We start from the raw sequence: 21412 nt of genomic DNA on the forward strand, positions 1-21412 counted from the left end.
GCGGGCGTCATGCCCGAATACTAGAACCTGTTCTCATTCCGCCGGGCGGGTGGCTGGGTGTGTGGCGCTGGCGGTGCCGTCCGGGCGGGCGGAACGCGCGATGCCCGCCCGGCAGCCGCACGCGAAACCGCCGACGCATCGGCGCCGTTCGTCGGCGGGGGGATCGTCACCCGGCTACAGCTGGTTTTCCGGGCCGATGATCGCCCAGACCGTCTTGCCGGACGACGTGGGAGTGCTGCCCCACGCGCGGCACAGCGCATCGACAATGGCCAGACCGGACACGTCGATCCCCTTCGGGGGAGATTTCAGCCGTACGGCGGGGGCGGTGCTGCCGTCCGAGACCGCGATCGTCGCTGTCGTGCCGTCGCTGTAAACCCGCACCACCGGTTCGCTCCCGGTGTGTTTCAGCACGTTCTCCACAAACACATTGACGACCACCAATGCGACGGGGACCAGCCCGGGCTTCGACCAGGAGGTGAGCCATTCGCGGACCAGTTGCCGCGATTGGCGAAGGCTGTTCAATTGCGCGGGCAGTTGTGCCTGGGCATGCCGGACGTTGCGGCGCGCAAGCCGGCCGACTGCCTTCATCGCACCTTTTTCGGTGGGATAGACCGGCATGAATTGAGCGACTCCGCAGCGGGTGATCGTGTCCCGGCCGGCGCGATTGGCGCACACGAGCACGATCGGAACATTCGGCCGGGTGTCGGCCTGCCAGCGTGCGCCGATCAAGGCCGACCACGCCGCGTCGTCGGGAACCTGCAGCCCGGTCACGTTGACGATCACCGCGGTCGGCTCGTCGAGCGTCGCCTTCATGATGCTGTCGCGCAGTGCCGCCGAGTTGGCCGCGCCGAGCACTCCCTCGACTGCCAGCATGACTACCGACTGCTCGAGTCGTGTCGCAACGGCCAGCGAGGTCGACTTCGCGACCGCGCTCACCGCGGCTGACCTTCCCGGGCCGTCCCATCCAACCGCGGCCTGCGCTGCGCGGCGACACAACGGCGGGACGTCATGAACCGGCCTCCCAGGTCCGTCCGGTGTCCGGTTCCATGTCCTGCTCCTCGAACTGGCCCCTGCGAGTGCTTGAGGATGCCGCCCGCGTTAGCGGCAGAGACTTCCATCTTCGGCCAAGTATCCCGATTCGTGCAGGGCCGGTGGCGCCACCGGCCCGAGGGGTGACTCGTCGTGGCGGTCGCTCGTCGGCGCATCGGCGGGCGCGGGCCGGGTAAACCCCCGTACCCCGCCGCTTCCAAGAGCCGAACGCTACCTCGCCGACCATGCCGCTCTCGTCCGTGTCGTCGTCTGCCGCAGCACCAGCCACCCGGGGCGGATACCCGCAATAGGTGCGCGGTCAATCTCTAGTCTGGCAGGCACTCAGCCTATCGGGATTTGCCGAGTCGAGCGGCACGAATCGGCGCAACGGTGGCGGAGAAGCCGCCGCTACCGGCCGCTTGACGGGTAGGGTGGTGCCCCCACTCCGGCCACGGAGTGCGTGCCCCATGGTGTTTGTTCCACGATGCGGGCCGGAGCGCTGCGGTCACCGACTGTCAACGTCGCGGTCTTTGATTGGGCTAGCGAGTCGTGCGGCAGCGGATCGAGGACGGTCCCCTGCCAGTGGTAATTGCCGTCGATCGGATCGAGATGACCGGCGAGGCGGACACGCACCGGCAGACGGATTCCGGCCAGCTCCAATGTCGCCGCCCCGTCGTAGGTGTTGTCGTCGGGCGCGTCGGCGGACAGGTCGAACGCCCTGGACACCCGCTGCGCCTGGACGGGTTTCAATTGGGCGCGCTCGTTGAATACCTGCTGAGTGCTGCGCAGCACTTCGATACGGGTGCTGGCGGTGCGGTTCATCAGGTCCAGGCACTCGACGACGTAGTGGAGCTGCGCGGCGAAATTGGCGGCATCGGGTCCGGAGATGAAGAAGTAGTTGGGAAAGCCGTGCACGGCAATACCGAGAAATGGCTCCATACCGTCGTGCCAGGCCTGCCGGATGGTCATCCCGCGTGCCCCAACCAGCGTCTGCTCCGGCAGCTGATCGGGAATGGCGAACCCGGTGCCGTAGATGACAGCGTCGGCGCCGTACTCGACACCGTCATTAGTGCGGACGCCCGACGGCGTCAGCGCCGCGATCGCCGAGGGGGCCACCATGACCGATCGCCGCGGCTGTCCGCGGCGCAGTTGGCGACGCAGCCATCGCCGGGCCCGGGTGGTCTGCAGTGGCAGGTCGGAGACCACGCGGCGCGGTGCATGGGCGATGACGGTGACCGAGTCCGCCGATTCCACGAGCCGGTCGAGGTGCTGGGCGAGAGCGGTGTCGATGCCGACCGCGGCGATGCGCATGCCGGCGGCATCGAAGGTCGGGTCCCAGGCCGCCGCATGAAACGATTCGCCGTCAAAGTCGTTGCGCCCGGGCAGATCCGGTATCCATGGGACATATGGCGGCCGGTGGGCGGCGATGACGACGCGACCTCGGACAACCTCGCCGCCGCCGGTGCGCACCGTCCAGGTGTCGGTGTCGTCGTCGAACACCGAACCGAGCACTTCCTCGGCGGGGCTGGTGGCGCTGTCGAGGACCACGATGTCGCTGACACCGGCGGCCGCCAACGCGGCCCTGGCATCCCGGCCGCGGGCACTCCCGCCGATGACGACCACGTGGTGCAGGGCGGGTGCTTGAATCACAGAAACTTGCTGCGCTTCCAGGCGCGGCGCGCGATCGGGCCCATCAGCCCCACCTCGGTCAAAAATGCTGCCAGCGGCGCGAATCCGGCTATCTGCATCTGGTGGCGGTGCGGGCTGTTGCGCGCGGTCATGCGGGCCCGCTTCGGGTCGAGGCCGGTGCGCGCGTACGGGATCGGATTGCTGAACAGGTACCGGAAGAAGTACCCGCCGAGGCCGTTGATGTTCGCCATGAACCATCGGTTGAGCCGCGGCATTTCGGCCACCCGTTTGCGGGCGCCGTCACGCGCGAACTGGATGTGGCGGGCCTCTTCGGTGACGTGAATCCGCATGAGCCGCTGGATAATTGGCTGCAGTTCCGGATCGTCCATCATCTGTCGTTGCAGCGAGTCGAAGATCTCCTCGCCGATCAGGGCGGCCACCCACAGCATCGAACCTCGCTGGAAGGCCAGCGGAAGCGCGTTGATGACCATCCGGTGCAGCCGCCGCGGACGCACCGGCTTGGCGCCGATCCGCTCGATGGCCTTGCCGAACATGACCATGTGGCGGGTCTCGTCGCCGAGCTCGGTCAGCTTGTAATGCGTCGACCGGCTGGTCGGGTCCTCGTGCAGGATGGTGCGCAACAGCGACTGATTGAGCATGTTCTCGAACCAGATCCCGGCCGAGAGCGTGTTGACCAGTTCCTGGCGGGACAGCTCGATTTGTTGCTCGCGCGTCATTTCGTCCCACATCGGAGAGCCGTAGAGCGAGACGAGTTTGGGTGGCAGGTAGAACTTGTCCGGATCCAGCGGGGCATCCCAATCGATGTCGACGACCGGCTCGTAGGACTTCTTGACCGAACCCTTGAGCAAGCGCTCCGAGAACTCCTCACGACTGGGTCCACTTGACTTGGGCCCACTTGGTTTCACCGCAGTGGTCATCGTTGGTGTCCCTTCATGTCCCTTCGGGGGCTGGTTCAGACGTTAGGGAGATCACACTCGATAGTCAATACCCAGGGTACTAGGTACCGGAGGTCTCGGGTAGGCATTTCGAGATCTGAATTACGTTGTGCTGCATGGGTCGGCACATCCACGTCATCGGCATCGGCGCCGGAGACCCCGACTACCTGACTGTGCAGGCGATCAACGCGCTCAACGACACGCAGGTGTTCTTCGCGATGGACAAGGGCGAGACCAAAAGCGACCTGGTGGCGCTGCGACGCACGATTTGCGAGCGGTTCATCCGGGAGCCGGGATACCGATTCGTCGAGCTGCCCGACCCCCAGCGCTCGACCGAAACCCACTACCGCACAGCGGTCTTTGACTGGCATGCGGCGCGCGCACGCATCTGGGCGGCGGCCATCGCCGCCGAACTGGGTCCCGACGGTGTGGGCGCCTTTCTGGCGTGGGGCGATCCGTCGCTGTACGACAGCACGCTGCGCATTCTGGATGCGGTCTCCGCCCAAGTGGACATCAGCTACGACGTCATCCCGGGTATCACCGCGGTCCAGGCGCTGACCGCCCGGCACCGCATCCCGCTCAACGACGTCGGCGCTCCCGTGCTCATCACCACCGGAAGGCAGCTGCGTGCGCGCGGATTCACCGGCTCGGCGGTAGTCATGCTCGACGCCGACTGTTCGTTTCAGAGCTGCCCGCCGCAAACCCGTATCTGGTGGGGCGCCTATCTGGGTACTGCCGACGAATTGCTGGTGGCGGGCACAGTCGGCGAGGTCGGGACGCGTATCGCGGACCTGCGCGCCGAGGCCCGGGCGCGGCATGGCTGGATCATGGATACCTATCTATTACGAGCGCCAGATTAAATTAAGCCCCGCATGAGCTTCTTGACGGTTTGGCAAGAAGCGTGCGAGTGGGCCCCTGGTTCGCGATAGCATCGGTTACCGCCGCATTGTGTCGCACGTCACTTCGCGGGGCCTTTGCAGTGACGGGGAGGTTCGTACATGTCGTGGGTGATCGCAGCGCCCGAGTATGTGGCTGCAGCGGCCAACGATCTGGCAGGTATCGGTTCGACGCTTAGCCAGGCGAACATGGCGGCAGTGGTCCCGATATCGGGTGTGTTACCCGCGGGCGCCGATGAGGTGTCGTTTGCGGTCTCGGCATTGTTCGATGCCCACGCTCAGGCATATCAGGCGCTGAGCGCCCAGGCGGCGCTGTTTCACCAGCAGTTCGTGCAACTCATGACCGGCGGGGCCGGACAGTACGCCGCTGCGGAGGCGGCCAACGTGCTGCCGATGCAGGTCGCGGCTGACGCGATCAACGGTCCCGTGCAGGCGCTCACCGGGCGTCCGCTGATCGGCAACGGCACCAACGGCGCCCCGGGCACCGGGCAAAACGGCGGGCCCGGCGGCTGGCTGCTGGGCAACGGCGGCAACGGCGGCTCCGGTGCGGTGGGCCAAAACGGCGGCAACGGCGGATCGGCCGGGCTGTGGGGCAACGGCGGCAACGGCGCACCCGGCGGTGCGGGCGCCGCCGTCCCGGCCACCGGTGGAGCCGGCATGCCGGGTGGCAACGGCGGCAACGGCGGCAACGGCGGGTGGCTGTACGGGCTCGGCGGACAAGGCGGCACGGGTGGCAACGGCACCAGTGCCGTCGCCGTCCCCAGCGGCGCGGGCCTTAACGGCGGCGCGGGCGGCAACGGAGGCCCCGGCGGCAACGGCGGGCTGCTCTTCGGACAGGGCGGCGTCGGCGGCCTCGGCGGCAACGGCGGCGACGCCACCGGCGCCACCAATGCCTCCTCTACGGCCGGCAGCGGCGGGCAGGCCGGAAACGGCGGCAACGGCGGGCGCAGCGGCTGGATCTACGGCGACGGTGGTGCCGGCGGCAACAGCGGCAACGGCGGATCCTTCGTGCCCGGCAGCGGCATCCTCGCCGGCGCAAGCGGCGGCAGCTTCGCCGCAACCGGCGGCAACGGCGGCAACTCCGGGTTGTTCGGCAACGGCGGCCCCGGCGGCAACGGCGGATTGGGGGGCGCCGGCCAGGCGGCAACCGGCGACTTTACCTTCGGCGGCCAGGGCGGCGGCGGCGGCTTCGGCGGCAGCGGGGGCAACGGCGGCTTCCTCTACGGCAACGGTGGTACCGGCGGCGTCGGCGGAAACGGCGCCGACGGCGGCGGCAACAGCGGCACCACCCTCTCCTTCAACGGCTTCGGCGGCTACGGCGGCTTCGGTGGCCAGGGCGGCCAGAGCGGGCTGATCGGTAGCGGCGGCAACGGCGGTGCCGGTGGCAACGGCGGCAACGGTGGCAGCGGTGGCGACCGCGGAGGTAACGCCGGCCCCGGCGCGCTTGGCGGTTTCGGTGGCGACGCCCAGCTGTGGGGCAACGGCGGCGCCGGCGCCAACGGCGGCAACACTGGTAATCCCGGCAGCCTGAACGGCGGCGGCACCGGCTCGGTGTACCAGACCAGCGTCGGCGGCAACGGCGGCCAGGGCGGCTTCTTCGCCGGCAACGGCGGCAACGGCGGCAACGCTGGCAGCATCCCCGCGGGCTTCACGGCCCCCGTGGGCAACGGCATCGGCGGCAACGGCGGTGGTGCCCAGTTGGTCGGCAACGGCGGCAACGGCGGTGCCGGAGCCGGAGCCAGCCAAGGCGGCACCGGCGGCACCGGTGGCCGCGGCGGCGAACTCTTCGGCCAGCCCGGCACCGACGGCCCCCCGTAGCCGTCCAGCTCAGCGGGCCGATGGACACCTGCCTGACGCCATCGGCAGACTGAACTGGTGCCCGAACTTCCCGAAATCGAAGCACTGGTCGACCATCTGCGCCGGCACGCGGTCGGATTGCCGATCGGCCGCGTCGACGTCGTGGCGCTGTCGGTGCTGAAAACCTTCGATCCGCCGGTCAGCGCCCTACCCGGCCGCACCGTCACCGCGGCCGACCGGTGGGGAAAATACCTGGGCCTGCGGGCGGACCCGCTGTGGTTGATCGCTCACCTGTCGCGGGCGGGCTGGCTGCGATGGTCGGACAAGCTGGCCGCGGCGCCGCTGCGGCCCGGAAAGGGGCCGATCGCGCTGCGCGTGCATCTCGGTACCCCCGGCGATGCACCGGGTTTCGACCTCACCGAGGCCGGCACCCAGAAGCGTCTGGCAGTCTGGCTGGTCGACGATCCGAAGCAGGTTCCGGGTATCGCGGCGCTCGGACCGGATGCGCTCCAACTCAGCACCGAAGACCTGGCCGGGCTATTGGCCGGCAACACCGGACGCATCAAGACCGTCATCACCGACCAGAAGGTGATCGCCGGCATCGGCAACGCCTACAGCGACGAAATCTTGCACGTCGCCAAGATCTCGCCGTTCGCCACCGCCGGCAAACTGTCGGCCGAACAACTGACCACCCTGCACAACGCGATGGTGTCGGTGCTGTCCGACGCGGTGCACCGCTCCGTCGGCCAGGGCGCCGCAATACTCAAGGGCGAGAAGCGCTCCGGGCTGCGGGTACACGCCCGCACCGGGCTGCCCTGCCCGGTGTGCGGTGACACCGTGCGGGACGTGTCGTTCGCGGACAAGTCTTTCCAGTACTGTCCGACGTGCCAGACCGGCGGCAAGGTGCTGGCCGACCGGCGCATGTCGCGGCTACTGAAGTAGTCGATATGCTGCCCGGATGACCCGTCGGAAAATCCTCATCACCGGTGCCAGCTCCGGCCTCGGCGCCGGAATGGCCCGGGCATTCGCCGCCAAGGGCTGCGACCTGGCGCTGTGCGCCCGTCGCACCGACCGGCTCGACGAGCTGAAAGCCGAACTGTCACAACGGTATCCAAATGTCAAGATCGCGGTGGCGGCCCTGGACGTCAACGACCACGAGCAGGTGCCCGAGGTGTTCGCCGAGCTCAGCGACGAGCTTGGCGGTATTGACCGCGTCATCGTCAACGCCGGTATCGGCAAGGGTGCCAGGCTGGGGTCGGGCAAGTTGTGGGCCAACAAGGCAACCATCGAAACCAATCTCGTGGCCGCCCTGGTGCAGATCGAAACGGCGCTGGAGATGTTCGCTAACAGCGGTTCGGGGCATCTGGTGCTCATTTCCTCGGTGCTGGGCAACACGGGCGTGCCGGGCGTCAAAGCCGCCTATGCCGCCAGCAAGGCCGGGTTGAGTTCATTGGGCGAATCGCTGCGCGCCGAGTACGCCAGGGGTCCCATCAAGATCTCGGTGATCGAGCCGGGCTACATCGAGTCGGAGATGACGGCCAAGTCGAACAGCACAATGTTCATGGTGGACAACGAAACCGGCGTCAAGGCGCTCGTCGACGCCATCGAACGCGAACCCGGGCGGGCCGCAGTGCCGTGGTGGCCGTGGGCGCCGCTGGTGCAGTTGATGCGGGTGCTGCCGCCGCCGCTGACCAAGCTGTTCGCCTGAACCGTCGAAAGTGAATCTGACGACGGCTCTTCGGGGGCGGCATTGTCAGCCGGCGCGTCCTCGTTCGGTGCGGTAGCGACGGACCAGCGCGTCGGTCGAGCTGTCCGACTGCGGCGCGGGCGCGGCGTCACCGGTGATCACCGGAAGCAGCGCCTTGGCCTGAGTCTTACCCAGCTCCACCCCCCACTGGTCGAACGAGTCGATCCCCCACACCACACCCTCGGTGAACACTTGGTGCTCATACAAAGCGATCAGCTGTCCCAGCACCGACGGCGTCAGCCGGTTGGCCAGAATCGAGGTGGACGGCCGGTTGCCGGGCATCACCTTGTGCGGCACCACGTCGGCGGGGGTCCCCTCGGCCGCGATCTCCTCGGCGGTCTTACCGAACGCCAGCACCTGGGTCTGGGCGAAGAAATTGCTCATCAACAGGTCGTGCATGCTGCCGGTGCCCTCGACGGTCGGCAGGTCGTCGAGCGGTTGGCTGAAGCCGATGAAATCCGCCGGCACCAACCGGGTTCCCTGATGCAGCAATTGATAGAAGGCATGCTGGCCGTTGGTTCCCGGTTCGCCCCAAAAGATTTCGCCGGTGTCGGTGGTCACCGGGGTGCCGTCGGCACGAGTCGACTTGCCGTTGGACTCCATGGTCAGCTGCTGCAGGTAGGCCGCGAAGCGGGCCAGGTCATTGGAATACGGCAACACCGCCCGCGACTGCGCGCCCATGAAGTTGGAGTACCACAGACCGATAAGACCAAGCAGCGCAGGCGCATTGGACTCCAGCGGCGCGGTCCGGAAGTGTTCGTCGACGATGTGGAACCCGGAGAGGAAGTCGGCGAAGGCTTCGCGGCCGATGGCGGCCATCACCGAGAGCCCGATCGCCGAATCGACCGAATACCGCCCACCGACCCAATCCCAAAAGCCGAACATGTTGTCGGTGTTGATGCCGAAGTCGTCGACCAGGCGCTTGTTGGTGGAGACGGCGACGAAATGCCTGGACACCGCGGCGTCGCCGAGCGCGTCGGTGAGCCAGCGGCGTGCGGCGGTCGCGTTGGTCAGCGTCTCCAGCGTCGAGAACGTCTTCGACGCGACAACGAAGAGTGTTGTGGCAGGGTCTAAATCGGCCAGTTTGGCGATGAGGTCGGCCGGGTCGACGTTGGAGACGAAACGTGCCGAAATCCCGGCGTCGGCGTAGTGGCGCAGTGCCTGGTACACCATCACCGGGCCCAGGTCCGAACCGCCGATGCCGATGTTGACCACGGTGCTGATCCGCTTGCCGGTGGCTCCGGTCCACTCGCCGCTGCGCAGCCGGTCGGTGAAGTCGCCCATCGCATCCAGCACGGCATGCACGTCCTGCACCACGTTGCGGCCGTCGACCACCAGCTCGGCGTCGCGGGGCAGCCGCAGCGCCGTGTGCAGCACGGCGCGATCCTCGGAGGTGTTGATGTGCGCACCCGAGAACATCTGGTTGCGGCGCTCTTCCAGTTTCGCCGCGCGAGCCAGCTCGATCAGCAGCCGTAGCGTCTCGCGGGTGATGCGGTGCTTGCTGTAGTCGATATAGAGGTCGCCGACGGCGATCGTGAGATCGCGGCCGCGATCGGGATCGTCGGCGAACAACTGCCGAAGGTGCGTTTCTCCGATCTGATCGTGGTGCTTGCGCAGGGCGTCCCACGCCGGGGTGGCGGTGATGTCGCGGATTGATGGCTCGGCGGTCATGATTTGACCCTAATGCTCCGGGACCGGGGGCAGCCGGAGCGATATCTAAGTCGTGCCCAGCACCTGCTGGAGATCGGGCAGCATGGCCTGCAATTGTGCGCCCCAATATAACCAGGTATGGGTGCCGTTAGCCGGGAAATTGAACACGCCGTTGTGCCCGCCCTTGGCTTTGTACCTGGCCTGGAAAATCTTGTTGCTGATCCGCGTGGCGGATTCCAGCAGGCTGGCATCGAGCTTGCCGGCGGCCTCCAAGTCCGATTGGCCGCCGTTGCCGGTATACACCCAGATTCGGGTGTTGTTGGCGACGAGCGTCCCCGCATTGGCCGTCGGGTCGTTGGCCGCCCAGGCCGGGTCGGTGGGCGGGCCCCACATCGCCTCGGAGCGAAAACCGCCGGCGCCCAGTTGCGCGGCACTGACCAATGACGGCCATTGCCCGGCGGACAGGGTGAGAAAGCCCGACATCGATGCCGCGTAGCTGAAGTTCTGCGGATGTTTGGCGGCCAGGATGAGCGCCGCCGATCCCGACATCGATGCACCGACCACCGCGTTTCCCGAGGTGCTGACCGTCTTGTTGGTCGCCAGCCACTGCGGAAGCTCGTCGGTCAGGAAGGTTTCCCACTTGTACGTCCAGACCCCACCGTTGCCGGCCGCGGGCTGATACCAGTTGGAGTAGAAGCTGGCCATGCCGCCGACGGGCATGACGAGCGACAGCCCGGATTGGTCGAACCATTCGAACACCGGCAGGTGCATGTCCCAGCCGTTGTAGTCGTCCCGGGCGAGCATGCCGTCGAGCAAATACACCGCATGGGGGCCGCCGCCCTGAAATTCCACCTTGATCTGGCGGTGCATCGACGGTGAGGGCACCATCAGATACTCGATCGGCAGGCCGCGCCGCGACCACGCGGACGAGGTGGCCGAGCCGACAGCCAGCACTGCCAGCAGGGCGACTACAGCCGTCGCCGAAACGACCACCGCACGGCGCAGTCGCAGAAGCCCAGCTGACTTTGCTGTAACCATTTCGGCGGAATGTACCGCAGAAACCAAGATATCAGCGATAAGCAGCGGAAATGTGACCTATTGGTGACCGAGACGACCCCGGCCCAGCCGCAAGAGCAGCATTGCCAGGTGCTTACCGTCGGGTCCGAGTTCGCTGTAGCGCTCGATGACCTGCATCTCGCGGTTGTGGACCAGCCGGGTGCCTCCGGAGGCCATCCGGACTCTGCCGATCGCCTGCGACACTTCGGCGCGCCGTTTGACCGCGGCCAGGATTTCGCGGTCCAACCGGTCGATCTCCTCGCGCAGTTCCTCGATGCTCGGCAGCTGTTGGGTATCGGTGTTCATCTCCGCTGACTCCGCGTTCTCGTGATGTGGGGATTCTGGTCTCATCCGGTATCGGGCCTCACACAAGAGACGAGCCCCGAATCGCCGAAGCGGACCACGGGGCTCTGCGAAAGCAGCTAGACCACGGGCACCGCTGGCGGGTACCCGTAGAAAAATCGGCGCTGCCTGTTGAGCACCAACCGAGTGTGCCACCAAGGGCCGCGGCTACGCAAAAGCCCGGCGAGCCGTTGGCCGGAAATCGTGGCGGGCGGGTTGCGGCAGATGGACCCTGTCCGGTCCCGCGGGTTCGCCGCGTGCGGCGAAGCGTCGACCGCGATGGTGCCAGCGGCCGCACCGTACGCACAGTTGGCTGAGCGCGGCGGCAACCCAGGCCGTAGCGGCGGCCGGGCAGGCCCGAACGGTCGCTGGCGTGTTCGAGGCGGCGCGGGCCGCGACGGTCGTGCCGGCGGCGGTGGCGGCCAACCGGAATGCGTTGGTGCAGATGGTGCTGTCGAACTGGTTCGGGCTGAACGCGCCGGCGATCGCACACATCGAAGGCCTGTACGAACAGATGTGGGCCCGGGATGTTGCCGCGATGGCGGGTTATCACGGGGGAGCTTCGGCAGCGGCCGCCGGGTTGGCCCCGTGGCAGGAGCTGCCGTAGAACATCCCGGGCCTGAGCGCGCTGTCGTCGGTCGGCAACATCGGTGCCGGGAACTTCTGCTTGGGAAACATCGGCAGCGGAAACATGGGCAGCGGCTATACCGGTAATGCAAACTTCGGCGGCGGGAACAATGGCGACCTCAACTTCGGCGACGGAAACCTAAGCGGAATCCTCAACTTCGGCAACGGAAGCGGGAATTTCGGTACGCCAACTTCGGCTTAGGACATAGCGGTCCCGAAGTCATGCCCACGGCAGGAAACTCGAATGTCGGTTTGGCAATACCGGCAACTCCAACATCGGTATAGGCAACTTTGGCAATTTCAACATCGGGCTGGGCAATAGTGGCTTCAACATCGGCTTGGGCAACTCGGGGAACAACATTTCGGCATCGGTTTGACCGGCGACAATCAATTCGGCATCAACTTCAACGGCCTGAACTCCGGTAGCGGCAACATCGGCTTATTCAATTCCGGCGACAACAATGTCGGCTTCTTCAATTCGGGCGTGCCCGGTGTTGTGTTCGTGTTCCCAGAGTTCGCTAACCGGTATTTATGTCACCTGAATTGCCGATACCCAGTTTCCGGCTCGGGATCGAGCGCCACGGTGGGCTTCTTCAACTCGGGTGCGAGCAGCGTGGGCTTCTACAACTCCGGCTCCGGCAACACCGGATTTGGAAATTCGGGCAACACCAACACCGGATTTGGAACTCGGGGAGCATCAACACGGGTGCCGGCAATGCCGGCGATGTGAATACCGGCAACGGGAGCGCAACCGACACCGGGGCCACAAACTCCGGCTTCGGGAACACCGGCATCGGAACCTCGGGCTTCAACAACCATGGGAACAGTACTTCGGGATGGGAAAACACCGGTAATTCGAGTGAGGGCTACGGAAACGTCGGTAACTTCCAGACAGGCTTCCAAACACAAACAGCCGCAATACCGGCTTCTTCAACTCGGGCGTCAACTCCGTCGGATTCTCGAATACCAGCGGAATCGGCTATGCGAACGGCGGCGTTACCGGCAACGTGGGCTTCATGAACGTCGGCACCGACAATTCGGGCTTCGGCCAGTCCGGGACTTTGAACTCGGGCTGGGGCAACTCGGGCACAAACAGCTCGGGCACAATCACACCGGCACCGACCAGTCCGGGTTCGAGTAACAGCACCGCCCCAGACGCTCAGCTCGACAACCTGGTCCGACGAGTCGTCGGTGGGCGGCGGTAAGTTTGGACCGACATGAGTGTGCACGCGACCGACGCGAAGTCCGAAACAGATCAGCTGCTCGACGGCCTCAACCCGCAACAGCGCCAGGCGGTGCTGCATGAGGGCTCGCCGCTGCTGATCGTCGCGGGCGCGGGTTCGGGTAAGACGGCGGTGTTGACCCGGCGGATCGCATACCTCATCGCCGCGCGTGGTGTCGCGGTCGGTCAGATCCTGGCCATCACCTTCACCAACAAGGCCGCCGCCGAGATGCGGGAACGGGTAGTGCGCCTGGTCAGTGCCCGGGCCCGGTACATGTGGGTGTCCACGTTTCACTCGACCTGCGTGCGGATCCTGCGCAACAACGCGTCGCTGATCGACGGCCTCAACTCCAACTTCTCCATCTATGACGCCGACGATTCGCGTCGGCTGCTGCAGATGATCGGCCGCGACATGGGCCTGGACATCAAACGGTATTCGCCGCGGCTGTTGGCGAACGCGATCTCGAACCTGAAGAACGAGCTGATTGACCCCCACCGGGCGCTGGCCGACCTGACGGGCGACTCAGATGACTTGGCACGTACCGTCGCATCCGTCTACGCCGAATACCAGCGACGGCTACGGGCGGCCAATGCGCTGGATTTCGACGACCTCATCGGCGAGACCGTCGCGGTGTTGCAGACCTTCCCGGACATCGCCCAGTACTACCGGCGACGGTTCCGGCACGTCCTGATCGACGAGTACCAGGACACCAACCACGCGCAATACGTCTTGGTGCGCGAACTGGTCGGCCACGGCACGCAAGAAGGCCCCGATAACCAGGTGCCGCCCGCGGAGCTGTGCGTCGTCGGCGACGCCGACCAGTCAATCTATGCCTTCCGCGGCGCGACCATCCGCAACATCGAAGACTTCGAGCGCGACTACCCCGACGCGGCAACGATTCTGCTGGAACAGAATTACCGCTCCACACAAAACATCTTGTCGGCGGCCAACTCCGTGATCGCCCGCAACGCCGGGCGCCGGGAGAAGCGACTGTGGACCGACGCCGGGGAAGGGGAGTTGATCGTCGGCTACGTCGCCGACAACGAACACGACGAGGCCAGGTTCGTCGCCGAAGAGATCGACGCACTCGCCGAGCGCGGCGAGATCACCTACAACGACGTCGCCGTCTTCTACCGCACCAACAACTCGTCGCGCTCGTTGGAAGAGGTGTTCATCCGCGCCGGAATCCCGTACAAGGTCGTCGGGGGCGTGCGCTTTTACGAGCGCAAGGAGATTCGCGACATCATCGCCTACCTGCGCGTGCTGGATAATCCCGGCGACGCGGTCAGCATGCGGCGCATTCTCAATACGCCGCGCCGCGGCATCGGCGATCGCGCCGAGGCGTGCGTGGCGGTCTATTCCGAGAGCACCGGCGCCAGCTTCGCCGACGCGCTACAAGCCGCGGCCGAGGGCAAGGTCGCGATGCTCAACACCCGCGCGGAGAAGGCGATCGCGGGCTTTGTGCAGATGCTCGACGAGCTGCGGGACCGCCTCGACTCGTCTCAAGGGGACCTCGGTGAGTTGGTCGAGGCGGTGCTGGAACGCACCGGATACCGTCGGGAGCTGGAATCGTCCACCGACCCCCAGGAGCTGGCGCGGCTGGACAACCTCAACGAACTCGTCAGCGTCGCACACGAATTCAGTGCCGACCAGGCGAATACCGCTGCGCTAGAACCGGACAACGAAGACGTGCCGGACACCGGTGTGTTGGCGGCGTTTCTGGAACGGGTATCGCTGATCGCCGACTCTGACGAGATCCCCGAGCACGGTGCCGGTGTCGTCACGTTGATGACGTTGCATACCGCCAAGGGGCTGGAGTTCCCGGTGGTGTTCGTGACCGGCTGGGAGGACGGGATGTTCCCGCACATGCGGGCGCTGGACGACCCGACCGAACTCTCCGAGGAGCGGCGGCTGGCCTACGTCGGCATCACGCGGGCCCGGCAACGGCTTTATGTCAGCCGGGCCATGGTGCGGTCGTCCTGGGGACAGCCGATGCTGAATCCGGAATCGCGCTTCCTGCGCGAGATCCCGCAGGAGCTCATCGATTGGCGGCGCACCGCGCCGAAGCCGTCGTTCAGTGCGCCGGTGAGTGGAGCCGGCCGGTTCGGCCCCCTGCGGGCGGCGCCCACCCGTTCTGCCGGGGCGAGCAAGCGCCCGCTGCTGGTCTTGCAGCCCGGCGACCGCGTTTCGCACGATAAGTACGGCTTGGGCCGGGTCGAGGAAGTCTCCGGCGTAGGGGAGTCCGCGATGTCGCTGATCGACTTCGGCAGTTCGGGGCGGGTCAAGCTGATGCACAACCACGCCCCGGTGACCAAGCTGTAGCGCTCTTGCGCCGACCGTGAACTCACCGCGAAAAAATCGTGAGATCCTCGCAGTGGCAACACGTTCGGCGACGACGCTACTCCACGAGCCAGCGTTTTGTCGCCGGATGCAGGGCCAACACCACGCTGGCGATCGGCAGTAGCGGCAGGGTGTGCACGATCCACCCGACCCGCGCACCGGCGATGAACACGCCACCGTAGGTCAACACCGCGACCACCGCGCCCGCCGCGATCAGATAGCGCCCCAGAGACCGGCGGAGCAACAACATGATCACGCCGGTGACAGTGGCTGCAGCGAAGACCAGAGCCAGAAAGCCCACCGCGATGCAGAACAGTCGGTCGGTCCGCCACCATCCGGCAATCAGGTCGGTGGCCACCACCGAGGTGGCCCATCCGCTGACGATGCTGACCGCCGCGGCCGCGACGGCCGTCCAGGGGCTCGACTCGTGGCCGATCGCGGCCGGTAGCGGCGGAAAGTGGTCCACCCGGCCGGTTGCGTCCAACGCTGTTGGGTGGCGCGAGATCTGGGTGGCCGCGGAATCGGATATCGCGGGCAGTGGTCCGGTCGGCGCCCGGCGGATGATGCGGGTGCGCGGTTCCTCGAGAGATCCAGTGGGCTCGGACGGGTTCTCAGGCGCGGGGGGACGGCTCGCTGCGGTCACCGGTCAGCCGGCGTAGTTGCCTACAAGGATTCCGCGCTTGGCCAGCCACGGCACGGGGTCGATCCGCTCGGTGCCGCCCAGGAGCACTTCGAAATGGAGGTGCGGGCCGGTGGAAAAGCCCCGGTTGCCGATGGTGGCGATCTGGTCGCCCGCCATCACCCGCTGTCCGACGCTGACCAGCGTGGTGTTGACGTGACCGTAGAGGGTCACGGTGCCGTCGGCGTGGCGCAGCTTGACCCACATGCCGTAGCCGGCGGTAGGGCCGGCGTCGATGACGACGCCGTCCGACACCGCGTAGATCGGCGTCCCGATGGAGTTGGCCAGATCGATACCAGCGTGCAGCACACCCCAGCGATACCCGAAATTCGACGTGAATATGCCTTTCGCGGGCAAGACATACAGCGGCTGCTGCAGTCGTGCCTCACGCTGGGCCCGTTCCTGCGCGAACGCCACCCCATGGGCGAGTTCGGCGTTGTGCACTGCCGCATTCGCCGCCGGCTGCGCGGCAATGACCTGCACACCGCGGGGGGCGCCACCCGACCCACCGGTGAGCGCCGACGCATTGGCGCTCAACACGGTGTCGGCCGTGGTTGCGTCGGATTGATGAGTCGCCGTATGCGCCGCGGCAGCAGCCGCACCGGCGGCCATGGCCGAGATCAGCAGGCGTCCCTTGGCCGCGCTGGTCGGCTGCTTGCGGTGCTGCCCGCCTCGCCGGGGCACCGGGGTCACAGTCGCGACGTGCGAGCGCGGGGCAGGTGCTTGGGTCCCGGACTCGATGCTCAAAGCGGCCAGGACCTCAGTGGGACCGGCCAGCCAAGCGGGCGTCAGGTCGTCGGTCTCATGCAGGTCGTCGAGTTCGGGGGCCTGCAGCAACTGCACAGCAGTGCCGAACTCGGGGTCGCCGAAATCCAGCTCGTCGAGGTCGGCGAGTTCCAGCTCGTCGAACCCGTCGAATCCATCCAACGGGATGATCTCGGTGATTTCGTTACGGTGATGCTGCTGAAGCCAACGATCGCGGGATGCATAAGGCCCGCCTGCAGCGGCAGGGCGGGCGAATCGGTGCTGGGACAACGCTGAAATGTCCTCGTATCGTGACCATAACGTTATCTGGGACCCTGAGACGGTATCTGCTCACCATCCGGGCTGGCAACCTCAGGACAATAACCCATGCGCAAATGTGATCTGTATCACGTTTGGATGCCGACGGTATATGGTGATGCGCGCCACAGCACGGGGATGCGATCGTGGCGGACGTTTGGCGTCTCGCTACAGTTCCAACCGTCCCTACAGGCCCAGCAGATAGCCCAGCGAAGACAGTGAGCACATGGACCTTTTCGAGTATCAAGCCAAGGAACTGTTCGCCAAGCACAACGTGCCCAGCACGCCCGGCCGAGTGACCGACAGCGCCGAGGGCGCCAAGGCGATCGCCACCGAGATCGGTCGTCCGGTGATGGTCAAAGCACAGGTCAAAATCGGTGGGCGGGGCAAGGCCGGCGGCGTCAAATACGCCGCCACCCCAGACGACGCATACCAACACGCCCAGAACATCCTCGGCCTGGACATCAAGGGCCATATCGTCAAGAAACTGCTGGTCGCCGAGGCCAGTGACATCGCCGAGGAGTACTACATCTCCTTCCTGCTGGACCGCGCCAACCGAACCTACCTGGCCATGTGCTCGGTCGAGGGCGGCATGGACATCGAAGAAGTAGCCGCCACCAAGCCGGAGCGGCTGGCCAAGGTTCCGGTGGACGCGGTCCAGGGTGTCGACTTGGCCTTCGCACGTTCCATCGCCGAGCAGGGTCACCTGCCGACCGAGGTGCTCGACGCCGCCGCGGTCACCATTTCCAAGCTGTGGGAGCTGTTCGTCGCCGAGGACGCCACCCTGGTTGAGGTCAACCCACTGGTGCGCACCCCCGACGACCAGATCCTGGCGCTGGACGCCAAGATCACTCTGGACGCCAACGCCGATTTCCGTCATCCCGATCACGCCGAGTTCGAGGACCGCGCGGCCACCGATCCGCTGGAGCTGAAGGCCAAAGAGCACGACCTCAACTACGTGAAGCTCGAAGGACAGGTCGGCATCATCGGCAACGGCGCCGGCTTGGTGATGTCGACCCTCGATGTCGTCGCCTATGCCGGTGAGAAGCACGGCGGCGTCAAGCCGGCCAACTTCCTCGACATCGGTGGCGGCGCGTCGGCCGAGGTCATGGCCGCCGGACTGGACGTGGTGCTGGGCGACGAGGACGTCAAGAGCGTGTTCGTCAACGTCTTCGGCGGCATCACCTCCTGCGACGCCGTAGCCACCGGGATCGTCAAGGCGCTGGAGATCCTGGGCGACGAGGCCAACAAGCCGCTGGTGGTCCGCCTGGACGGCAACAACGTCGACGAAGGCCGGCGCATCCTGGCCGAAGCCAACCACCCCCTGGTGACGCTGGTACCGACGATGGACGAGGCCGCCGACAAAGCCGCCGAGCTGGCGAGCGCCTGAAAGCCTGAAAGGAAGCACGACCCATGGCTATCTTCCTGACCAAAGAGAACAAGATCATCGTCCAAGGCATCACCGGCTCTGAGGCCACCGTCCACACCGCTCGCATGCTCAGGGCGGGCACCCACATCGTCGGCGGCGTGAACGCCCGCAAGGCCGGCACCACCGTCACGCACGAGGACAAGGGCGGCAGGCTGATCAAGCTGCCGGTGTTCGGCAGTGTCGCCGAGGCGATGGCGAAGACCGGCGCCGACGTCTCGATCATCTTCGTGCCGCCGCGATTCGCCAAGGACGCCATCATCGAGGCGATCGATGCCGAAATCCCGTTGCTGGTGGTGATCACCGAGGGCATACCGGTGCAGGACACCGCATACGCGTGGGCCTACAACGTGGGCAAGGGCGGCAAGACCCGCATCATCGGCCCGAACTGTCCGGGCATCATCACACCGGGCCAGGCGCTGGTGGGCATCACCCCTGCCAATATCACCGGACCCGGTCCGATAGGCCTGGTGTCCAAGTCCGGCACATTGACCTACCAGATGATGTTCGAGTTGCGGGACCTCGGTTTTTCCACTGCCATCGGGATCGGCGGGGACCCGGTGATCGGCACGACGCATATCGATGCGATCGAGGCTTTCGAAAAGGATCCCGACACCAAGCTGATCGTGATGATCGGCGAGATCGGCGGCGACGCCGAAGAGCGCGCGGCCGACTTCATCAAGGCCAATGTGTCCAAGCCGGTCGTCGGCTACGTCGCGGGATTCACCGCGCCGGAAGGCAAAACCATGGGCCACGCGGGCGCGATCGTGTCCGGCTCGTCGGGCACCGCGGCAGCCAAGAAAGAGGCACTCGAGGCGGCCGGCGTCAAGGTCGGCAAGACGCCGTCGGCAACCGCGGCCCTAGCCCGGGAAATCCTGAAGACTCTTTAGGGCGAGCAGACGCTGAATCGCGCGTTTCCGGCCGGAAACGTGCGATTCAGCGCCTGCTCGCGCCTAGGCCGCGGCGGCCAGCTTGCCGGCCAGCCGCTCCACATACGCGGCGACTTCGCTTGCGGAGCGGTCCGGCAGGCCGAAGAGCACCTCGGTCACCCCCAACTCGGCCCAGTGCGCCAGCTTCTCGGGCACCGGCTTGAGGTCCAGGGCCACGATCTGGGGAGCCCCGTCGCGGCCAGCCGCCGCCCAGGTGTCCTGCAGCAACGTCACCGGCTCGTCGATGTCGACGTCACGCGGCGTGGTGATCCAGCCGTCGGCGCTACGCGCAATCCACCTGAAGTTCTTTTCGGTACCGGCGGCACCCACCAGGATCGGAATGTGTGGCTGCACGGGCTTGGGCCACGCCCAGCTGGGTCCGAACTTGACGAATTCGCCGTCGTAGGCGGCTTCCTCCTGGGTCCACAACGCCCGCATCGCTTCAAGGTATTCGCGCAACATGGTGCGCCGGCGCCCCGGCGGCACGCCATGGTCGGCGAGTTCGTCGGTGTTCCAGCCGAATCCGACGCCGACGCTGACCCGGCCCCCGGATAGGTGGTCCAGAGTGGCAATGCTTTTGGCCAGCGTGATCGGGTCATGCTCGACCGGCAGCGCAACCGCGGTTGACAGCCTGACTCGGGAGGTGACCGCTGAAGCCGCGCCCAAACTCACCCACGGGTCCAGCGTGCGCATATAGCGGTCGTCCGGCAGCGACGCGTCACCCGTCGTGGGATGGGCGGCTTCCCGTTTGACCGGGATATGCGTGTGTTCGGGCACGTAGAAAGTGCGAAAGCCATGGTCGTCGGCCAGTTTCGCGGCTGCCGCCGGGGAGATGCCACGGTCGCTGGTGAAAAGGACAAGCCCGTAATCCATGAACAGAATTAGAACGTGTTCTACCTCCACCGGGCAAGCGGCTCATCTGCCGATCGGCAGCGATGCCGGGGCCGGTATCGCGGGCGGTAAGGTCGCCACGGCGCGAGTACCCGGCCGTGCGCTAGCGTGGGTCATCGAATTGTGTCGCAGGGAGCAATCGTCGCATTGCAGCAGGCGTAGCGACGGCACCGGAGGTAACAGGAGGAGCCATGACCTACTCACCAGGTAGTCCCGGATATCCGCCCGCGCAACCGGCCGGCTCCTATGGAGGCGCCACGCCGTCATTCGCCAAGACTGACGACAGTGTCAGCAAGCTTCCGATGTACCTGAGCATGGCGGTTGCCGCACTCGGGCTGCTGGCGTATCTCGCCAGCTTCGGGCCCATGTTCACGGTCAGCTCAGAACTCGGCGGGGCCGGCAGCGAGGTTTCCGGCGATACCGGGTTGGCTGTCGGCCTGGCTCTGCTGGCCGCACTGCTTGCCGGGGTGAGTCTGCTGCCCAAGGCCAAGAGCTACGTGGCCATCGTCGCGGTGGTCGCGTTGTTGGGCGTGTTGCTGATGATCGCGGCGACGTTCAACAAGCCCAGCGCCTATTCGACCGGCTGGGCGCTGTGGGTTGTGTTGGTGTTCATCGTGTTTCAGTCGGTTGCCGCGGTCGGGGCGCTGCTGTTGGACGCGGGTGTCATCTCGGCGCCGGCACCGCGGCCCAAATTCGATGCCTACGGGCAGTATGGCCAGTACGGCCAATATGGACAGTACGGCGGTCAGCCCGGCGGATATTACGGTCAACCGGGCGCGCAGCAGCAGGCAGCGCCCAGCCCTGCGCAACCGTCCGGATACGGATCGCAATACGGCGGTTATTCGCCCGCCGCCGGCTCCAACCCGTCGACCGGCGGATTCGGCGCCCAGCAACCCGCCCCGTCGCCGCCCCAGCCGATGCACCAGGGTCCGTCCACCCCACCCACCGGCTTTCCGAGCTTCGGCCCGCCGCCGCCGGTCAGTGCCGGAACGGGATCCCAGGCCGGGTCGGCTCCGGTCAACTACTCCAACCCCGCCGGGGGACCGCCGTCGTATGGGCAGGGGCCCGGCCAGCAGTCGTCGTCACCCGGTTCGGCGCCGGTCTAATCGGGCGCTCTCGCGCTGAGTAGGCAC

18 protein-coding genes and 2 pseudogenes are annotated in these 21412 nt (G+C 66.4%); 10 read left to right on the plus strand and 10 right to left on the minus strand.

What is annotated here, in order from left to right; genetic code table 11:
- Positions 1-174: 174 nt before the first annotated feature.
- The 3 genes from CDN38_RS18860 to CDN38_RS18870 form a co-directional block, all read right to left on the minus strand.
- Complete coding sequence (locus CDN38_RS18860; RefSeq protein WP_075510755.1) at positions 175-936, minus strand: STAS domain-containing protein; 762 nt, start codon at positions 934-936, stop codon at positions 175-177.
- Positions 937-1437: 501 nt separating this feature from the next.
- Entirely contained in the window at positions 1438-2424 is a 987-nt protein-coding gene (locus CDN38_RS18865) for a DUF4873 domain-containing protein (RefSeq protein WP_233027209.1), read from the minus strand.
- Between the two features lie 251 nt (positions 2425-2675).
- Positions 2676-3596: an AurF N-oxygenase family protein gene (locus tag CDN38_RS18870; protein ID WP_075510754.1), complete on the minus strand. Its 921-nt coding sequence runs from the start codon at positions 3594-3596 to the stop codon at positions 2676-2678.
- A gap of 134 nt (positions 3597-3730) precedes the next feature.
- On the opposite strand from CDN38_RS18870, the gene cobF reads away from it, so the two are divergent.
- From cobF to CDN38_RS18890, 5 genes and pseudogenes are all read left to right on the plus strand, one after another.
- On the plus strand, positions 3731-4474 hold the full coding sequence (cobF, locus tag CDN38_RS18875) for a precorrin-6A synthase (deacetylating) (RefSeq protein WP_075510753.1): 744 nt from the start codon (positions 3731-3733) through the stop codon (positions 4472-4474).
- Between the two features lie 138 nt (positions 4475-4612).
- Positions 4613-6328: a PE family protein gene (locus CDN38_RS18880; RefSeq protein WP_099319110.1), complete on the plus strand. Its 1716-nt coding sequence runs from the start codon at positions 4613-4615 to the stop codon at positions 6326-6328.
- A 57-nt stretch (positions 6329-6385) separates the two neighbouring features.
- Positions 6386-6628, plus strand: a pseudogene (locus tag CDN38_RS31040) (DNA-formamidopyrimidine glycosylase family protein); the annotation flags it as partial.
- Between the two features lie 132 nt (positions 6629-6760).
- Positions 6761-7249 (plus strand): zinc finger domain-containing protein, encoded by a 489-nt coding sequence (locus tag CDN38_RS31045; RefSeq protein ID WP_408633032.1) that lies wholly within the window; start codon positions 6761-6763, stop codon positions 7247-7249.
- A gap of 16 nt (positions 7250-7265) precedes the next feature.
- Entirely contained in the window at positions 7266-8015 is a 750-nt protein-coding gene (locus tag CDN38_RS18890; protein WP_075510750.1) for an SDR family oxidoreductase, read from the plus strand.
- Positions 8016-8060: 45 nt separating this feature from the next.
- On the opposite strand, the gene pgi is transcribed toward CDN38_RS18890, so the two are convergent.
- The 3 genes from pgi to CDN38_RS18905 are packed head-to-tail and all read right to left on the minus strand — an operon-like array spanning position 8061 to position 11111.
- Entirely contained in the window at positions 8061-9725 is a 1665-nt protein-coding gene (pgi, locus tag CDN38_RS18895; protein ID WP_075510749.1) for a glucose-6-phosphate isomerase, read from the minus strand.
- A 45-nt stretch (positions 9726-9770) separates the two neighbouring features.
- Complete coding sequence (locus CDN38_RS18900) at positions 9771-10742, minus strand: esterase family protein (RefSeq protein ID WP_075510748.1); 972 nt, start codon at positions 10740-10742, stop codon at positions 9771-9773.
- A gap of 57 nt (positions 10743-10799) precedes the next feature.
- The gene (locus CDN38_RS18905; protein WP_051508234.1) at positions 10800-11111 is read right to left on the minus strand and encodes a chorismate mutase; all 312 of its coding nucleotides are present in this window, start codon (positions 11109-11111) and stop codon (positions 10800-10802) included.
- 279 nt (positions 11112-11390) lie between these two features.
- On the opposite strand from CDN38_RS18905, the pseudogene CDN38_RS31050 reads away from it, so the two are divergent.
- A pseudogene (locus CDN38_RS31050) lies at positions 11391-12429 on the plus strand (PPE domain-containing protein); the annotation flags it as partial.
- A 279-nt stretch (positions 12430-12708) separates the two neighbouring features.
- On the opposite strand, the gene CDN38_RS29600 reads toward CDN38_RS31050, so the two are convergent.
- On the minus strand, positions 12709-12876 hold the full coding sequence (locus CDN38_RS29600; protein WP_180276270.1) for a hypothetical protein: 168 nt from the start codon (positions 12874-12876) through the stop codon (positions 12709-12711).
- Positions 12877-12946: 70 nt separating this feature from the next.
- On the opposite strand from CDN38_RS29600, the gene pcrA reads away from it, so the two are divergent.
- Positions 12947-15274: a DNA helicase PcrA gene (pcrA, locus tag CDN38_RS18915; RefSeq protein WP_075510745.1), complete on the plus strand. Its 2328-nt coding sequence runs from the start codon at positions 12947-12949 to the stop codon at positions 15272-15274.
- Positions 15275-15350: 76 nt separating this feature from the next.
- On the opposite strand, the gene CDN38_RS29605 is transcribed toward pcrA, so the two are convergent.
- Positions 15351-15935 (minus strand): hypothetical protein, encoded by a 585-nt coding sequence (locus CDN38_RS29605; protein ID WP_180276350.1) that lies wholly within the window; start codon positions 15933-15935, stop codon positions 15351-15353.
- 3 nt (positions 15936-15938) lie between these two features.
- A complete protein-coding gene (locus CDN38_RS18925) occupies positions 15939-17006 on the minus strand; it encodes a M23 family metallopeptidase (protein ID WP_099319111.1) in 1068 nt (355 codons plus the stop codon).
- Between the two features lie 253 nt (positions 17007-17259).
- Between CDN38_RS18925 and sucC the strand changes: the two genes are divergently transcribed.
- Both sucC and sucD read left to right on the plus strand, forming a co-directional pair.
- Positions 17260-18423 (plus strand): ADP-forming succinate--CoA ligase subunit beta, encoded by a 1164-nt coding sequence (sucC, locus tag CDN38_RS18930; RefSeq protein WP_075510744.1) that lies wholly within the window; start codon positions 17260-17262, stop codon positions 18421-18423.
- A 23-nt stretch (positions 18424-18446) separates the two neighbouring features.
- On the plus strand, positions 18447-19349 hold the full coding sequence (gene sucD / locus CDN38_RS18935; protein WP_075510743.1) for a succinate--CoA ligase subunit alpha: 903 nt from the start codon (positions 18447-18449) through the stop codon (positions 19347-19349).
- A gap of 63 nt (positions 19350-19412) precedes the next feature.
- On the opposite strand, the gene CDN38_RS18940 is transcribed toward sucD, so the two are convergent.
- Positions 19413-20261 (minus strand): LLM class F420-dependent oxidoreductase, encoded by an 849-nt coding sequence (locus CDN38_RS18940; RefSeq protein ID WP_075510783.1) that lies wholly within the window; start codon positions 20259-20261, stop codon positions 19413-19415.
- A gap of 209 nt (positions 20262-20470) precedes the next feature.
- Here CDN38_RS18940 and CDN38_RS18950 point away from each other — a divergent pair, with 209 nt between their 5' ends.
- Complete coding sequence (locus tag CDN38_RS18950; protein WP_075510742.1) at positions 20471-21385, plus strand: DUF5336 domain-containing protein; 915 nt, start codon at positions 20471-20473, stop codon at positions 21383-21385.
- Positions 21386-21412: the final 27 nt, after the last annotated feature.

The organism is Mycobacterium ostraviense (assembly GCF_002705925.1).
In the GTDB taxonomy this organism is placed as follows: domain Bacteria; phylum Actinomycetota; class Actinomycetes; order Mycobacteriales; family Mycobacteriaceae; genus Mycobacterium; species Mycobacterium ostraviense.

What these genes read in the sequence shown, in the direction of transcription:
- CDN38_RS18870 (WP_075510754.1), bottom strand. Translation starts at nt 3,596, where the DNA reads ATGACCACTGCGGTGAAACCAAGTGGGCCCAAGTCAAGTGGACCCAGT.
- cobF (WP_075510753.1), top strand. Translation starts at nt 3,731, where the DNA reads ATGGGTCGGCACATCCACGTCATCGGCATCGGCGCCGGAGACCCCGAC.
- CDN38_RS18880 (WP_099319110.1), top strand. Translation starts at nt 4,613, where the DNA reads ATGTCGTGGGTGATCGCAGCGCCCGAGTATGTGGCTGCAGCGGCCAAC.
- CDN38_RS18890 (WP_075510750.1), top strand. Translation starts at nt 7,266, where the DNA reads ATGACCCGTCGGAAAATCCTCATCACCGGTGCCAGCTCCGGCCTCGGC.
- pgi (WP_075510749.1), bottom strand. Translation starts at nt 9,725, where the DNA reads ATGACCGCCGAGCCATCAATCCGCGACATCACCGCCACCCCGGCGTGG.
- CDN38_RS18900 (WP_075510748.1), bottom strand. Translation starts at nt 10,742, where the DNA reads ATGGTTACAGCAAAGTCAGCTGGGCTTCTGCGACTGCGCCGTGCGGTG.
- CDN38_RS18905 (WP_051508234.1), bottom strand. Translation starts at nt 11,111, where the DNA reads ATGAGACCAGAATCCCCACATCACGAGAACGCGGAGTCAGCGGAGATG.
- pcrA (WP_075510745.1), top strand. Translation starts at nt 12,947, where the DNA reads ATGAGTGTGCACGCGACCGACGCGAAGTCCGAAACAGATCAGCTGCTC.
- sucC (WP_075510744.1), top strand. Translation starts at nt 17,260, where the DNA reads ATGGACCTTTTCGAGTATCAAGCCAAGGAACTGTTCGCCAAGCACAAC.
- sucD (WP_075510743.1), top strand. Translation starts at nt 18,447, where the DNA reads ATGGCTATCTTCCTGACCAAAGAGAACAAGATCATCGTCCAAGGCATC.
- CDN38_RS18940 (WP_075510783.1), bottom strand. Translation starts at nt 20,261, where the DNA reads ATGGATTACGGGCTTGTCCTTTTCACCAGCGACCGTGGCATCTCCCCG.
- CDN38_RS18950 (WP_075510742.1), top strand. Translation starts at nt 20,471, where the DNA reads ATGACCTACTCACCAGGTAGTCCCGGATATCCGCCCGCGCAACCGGCC.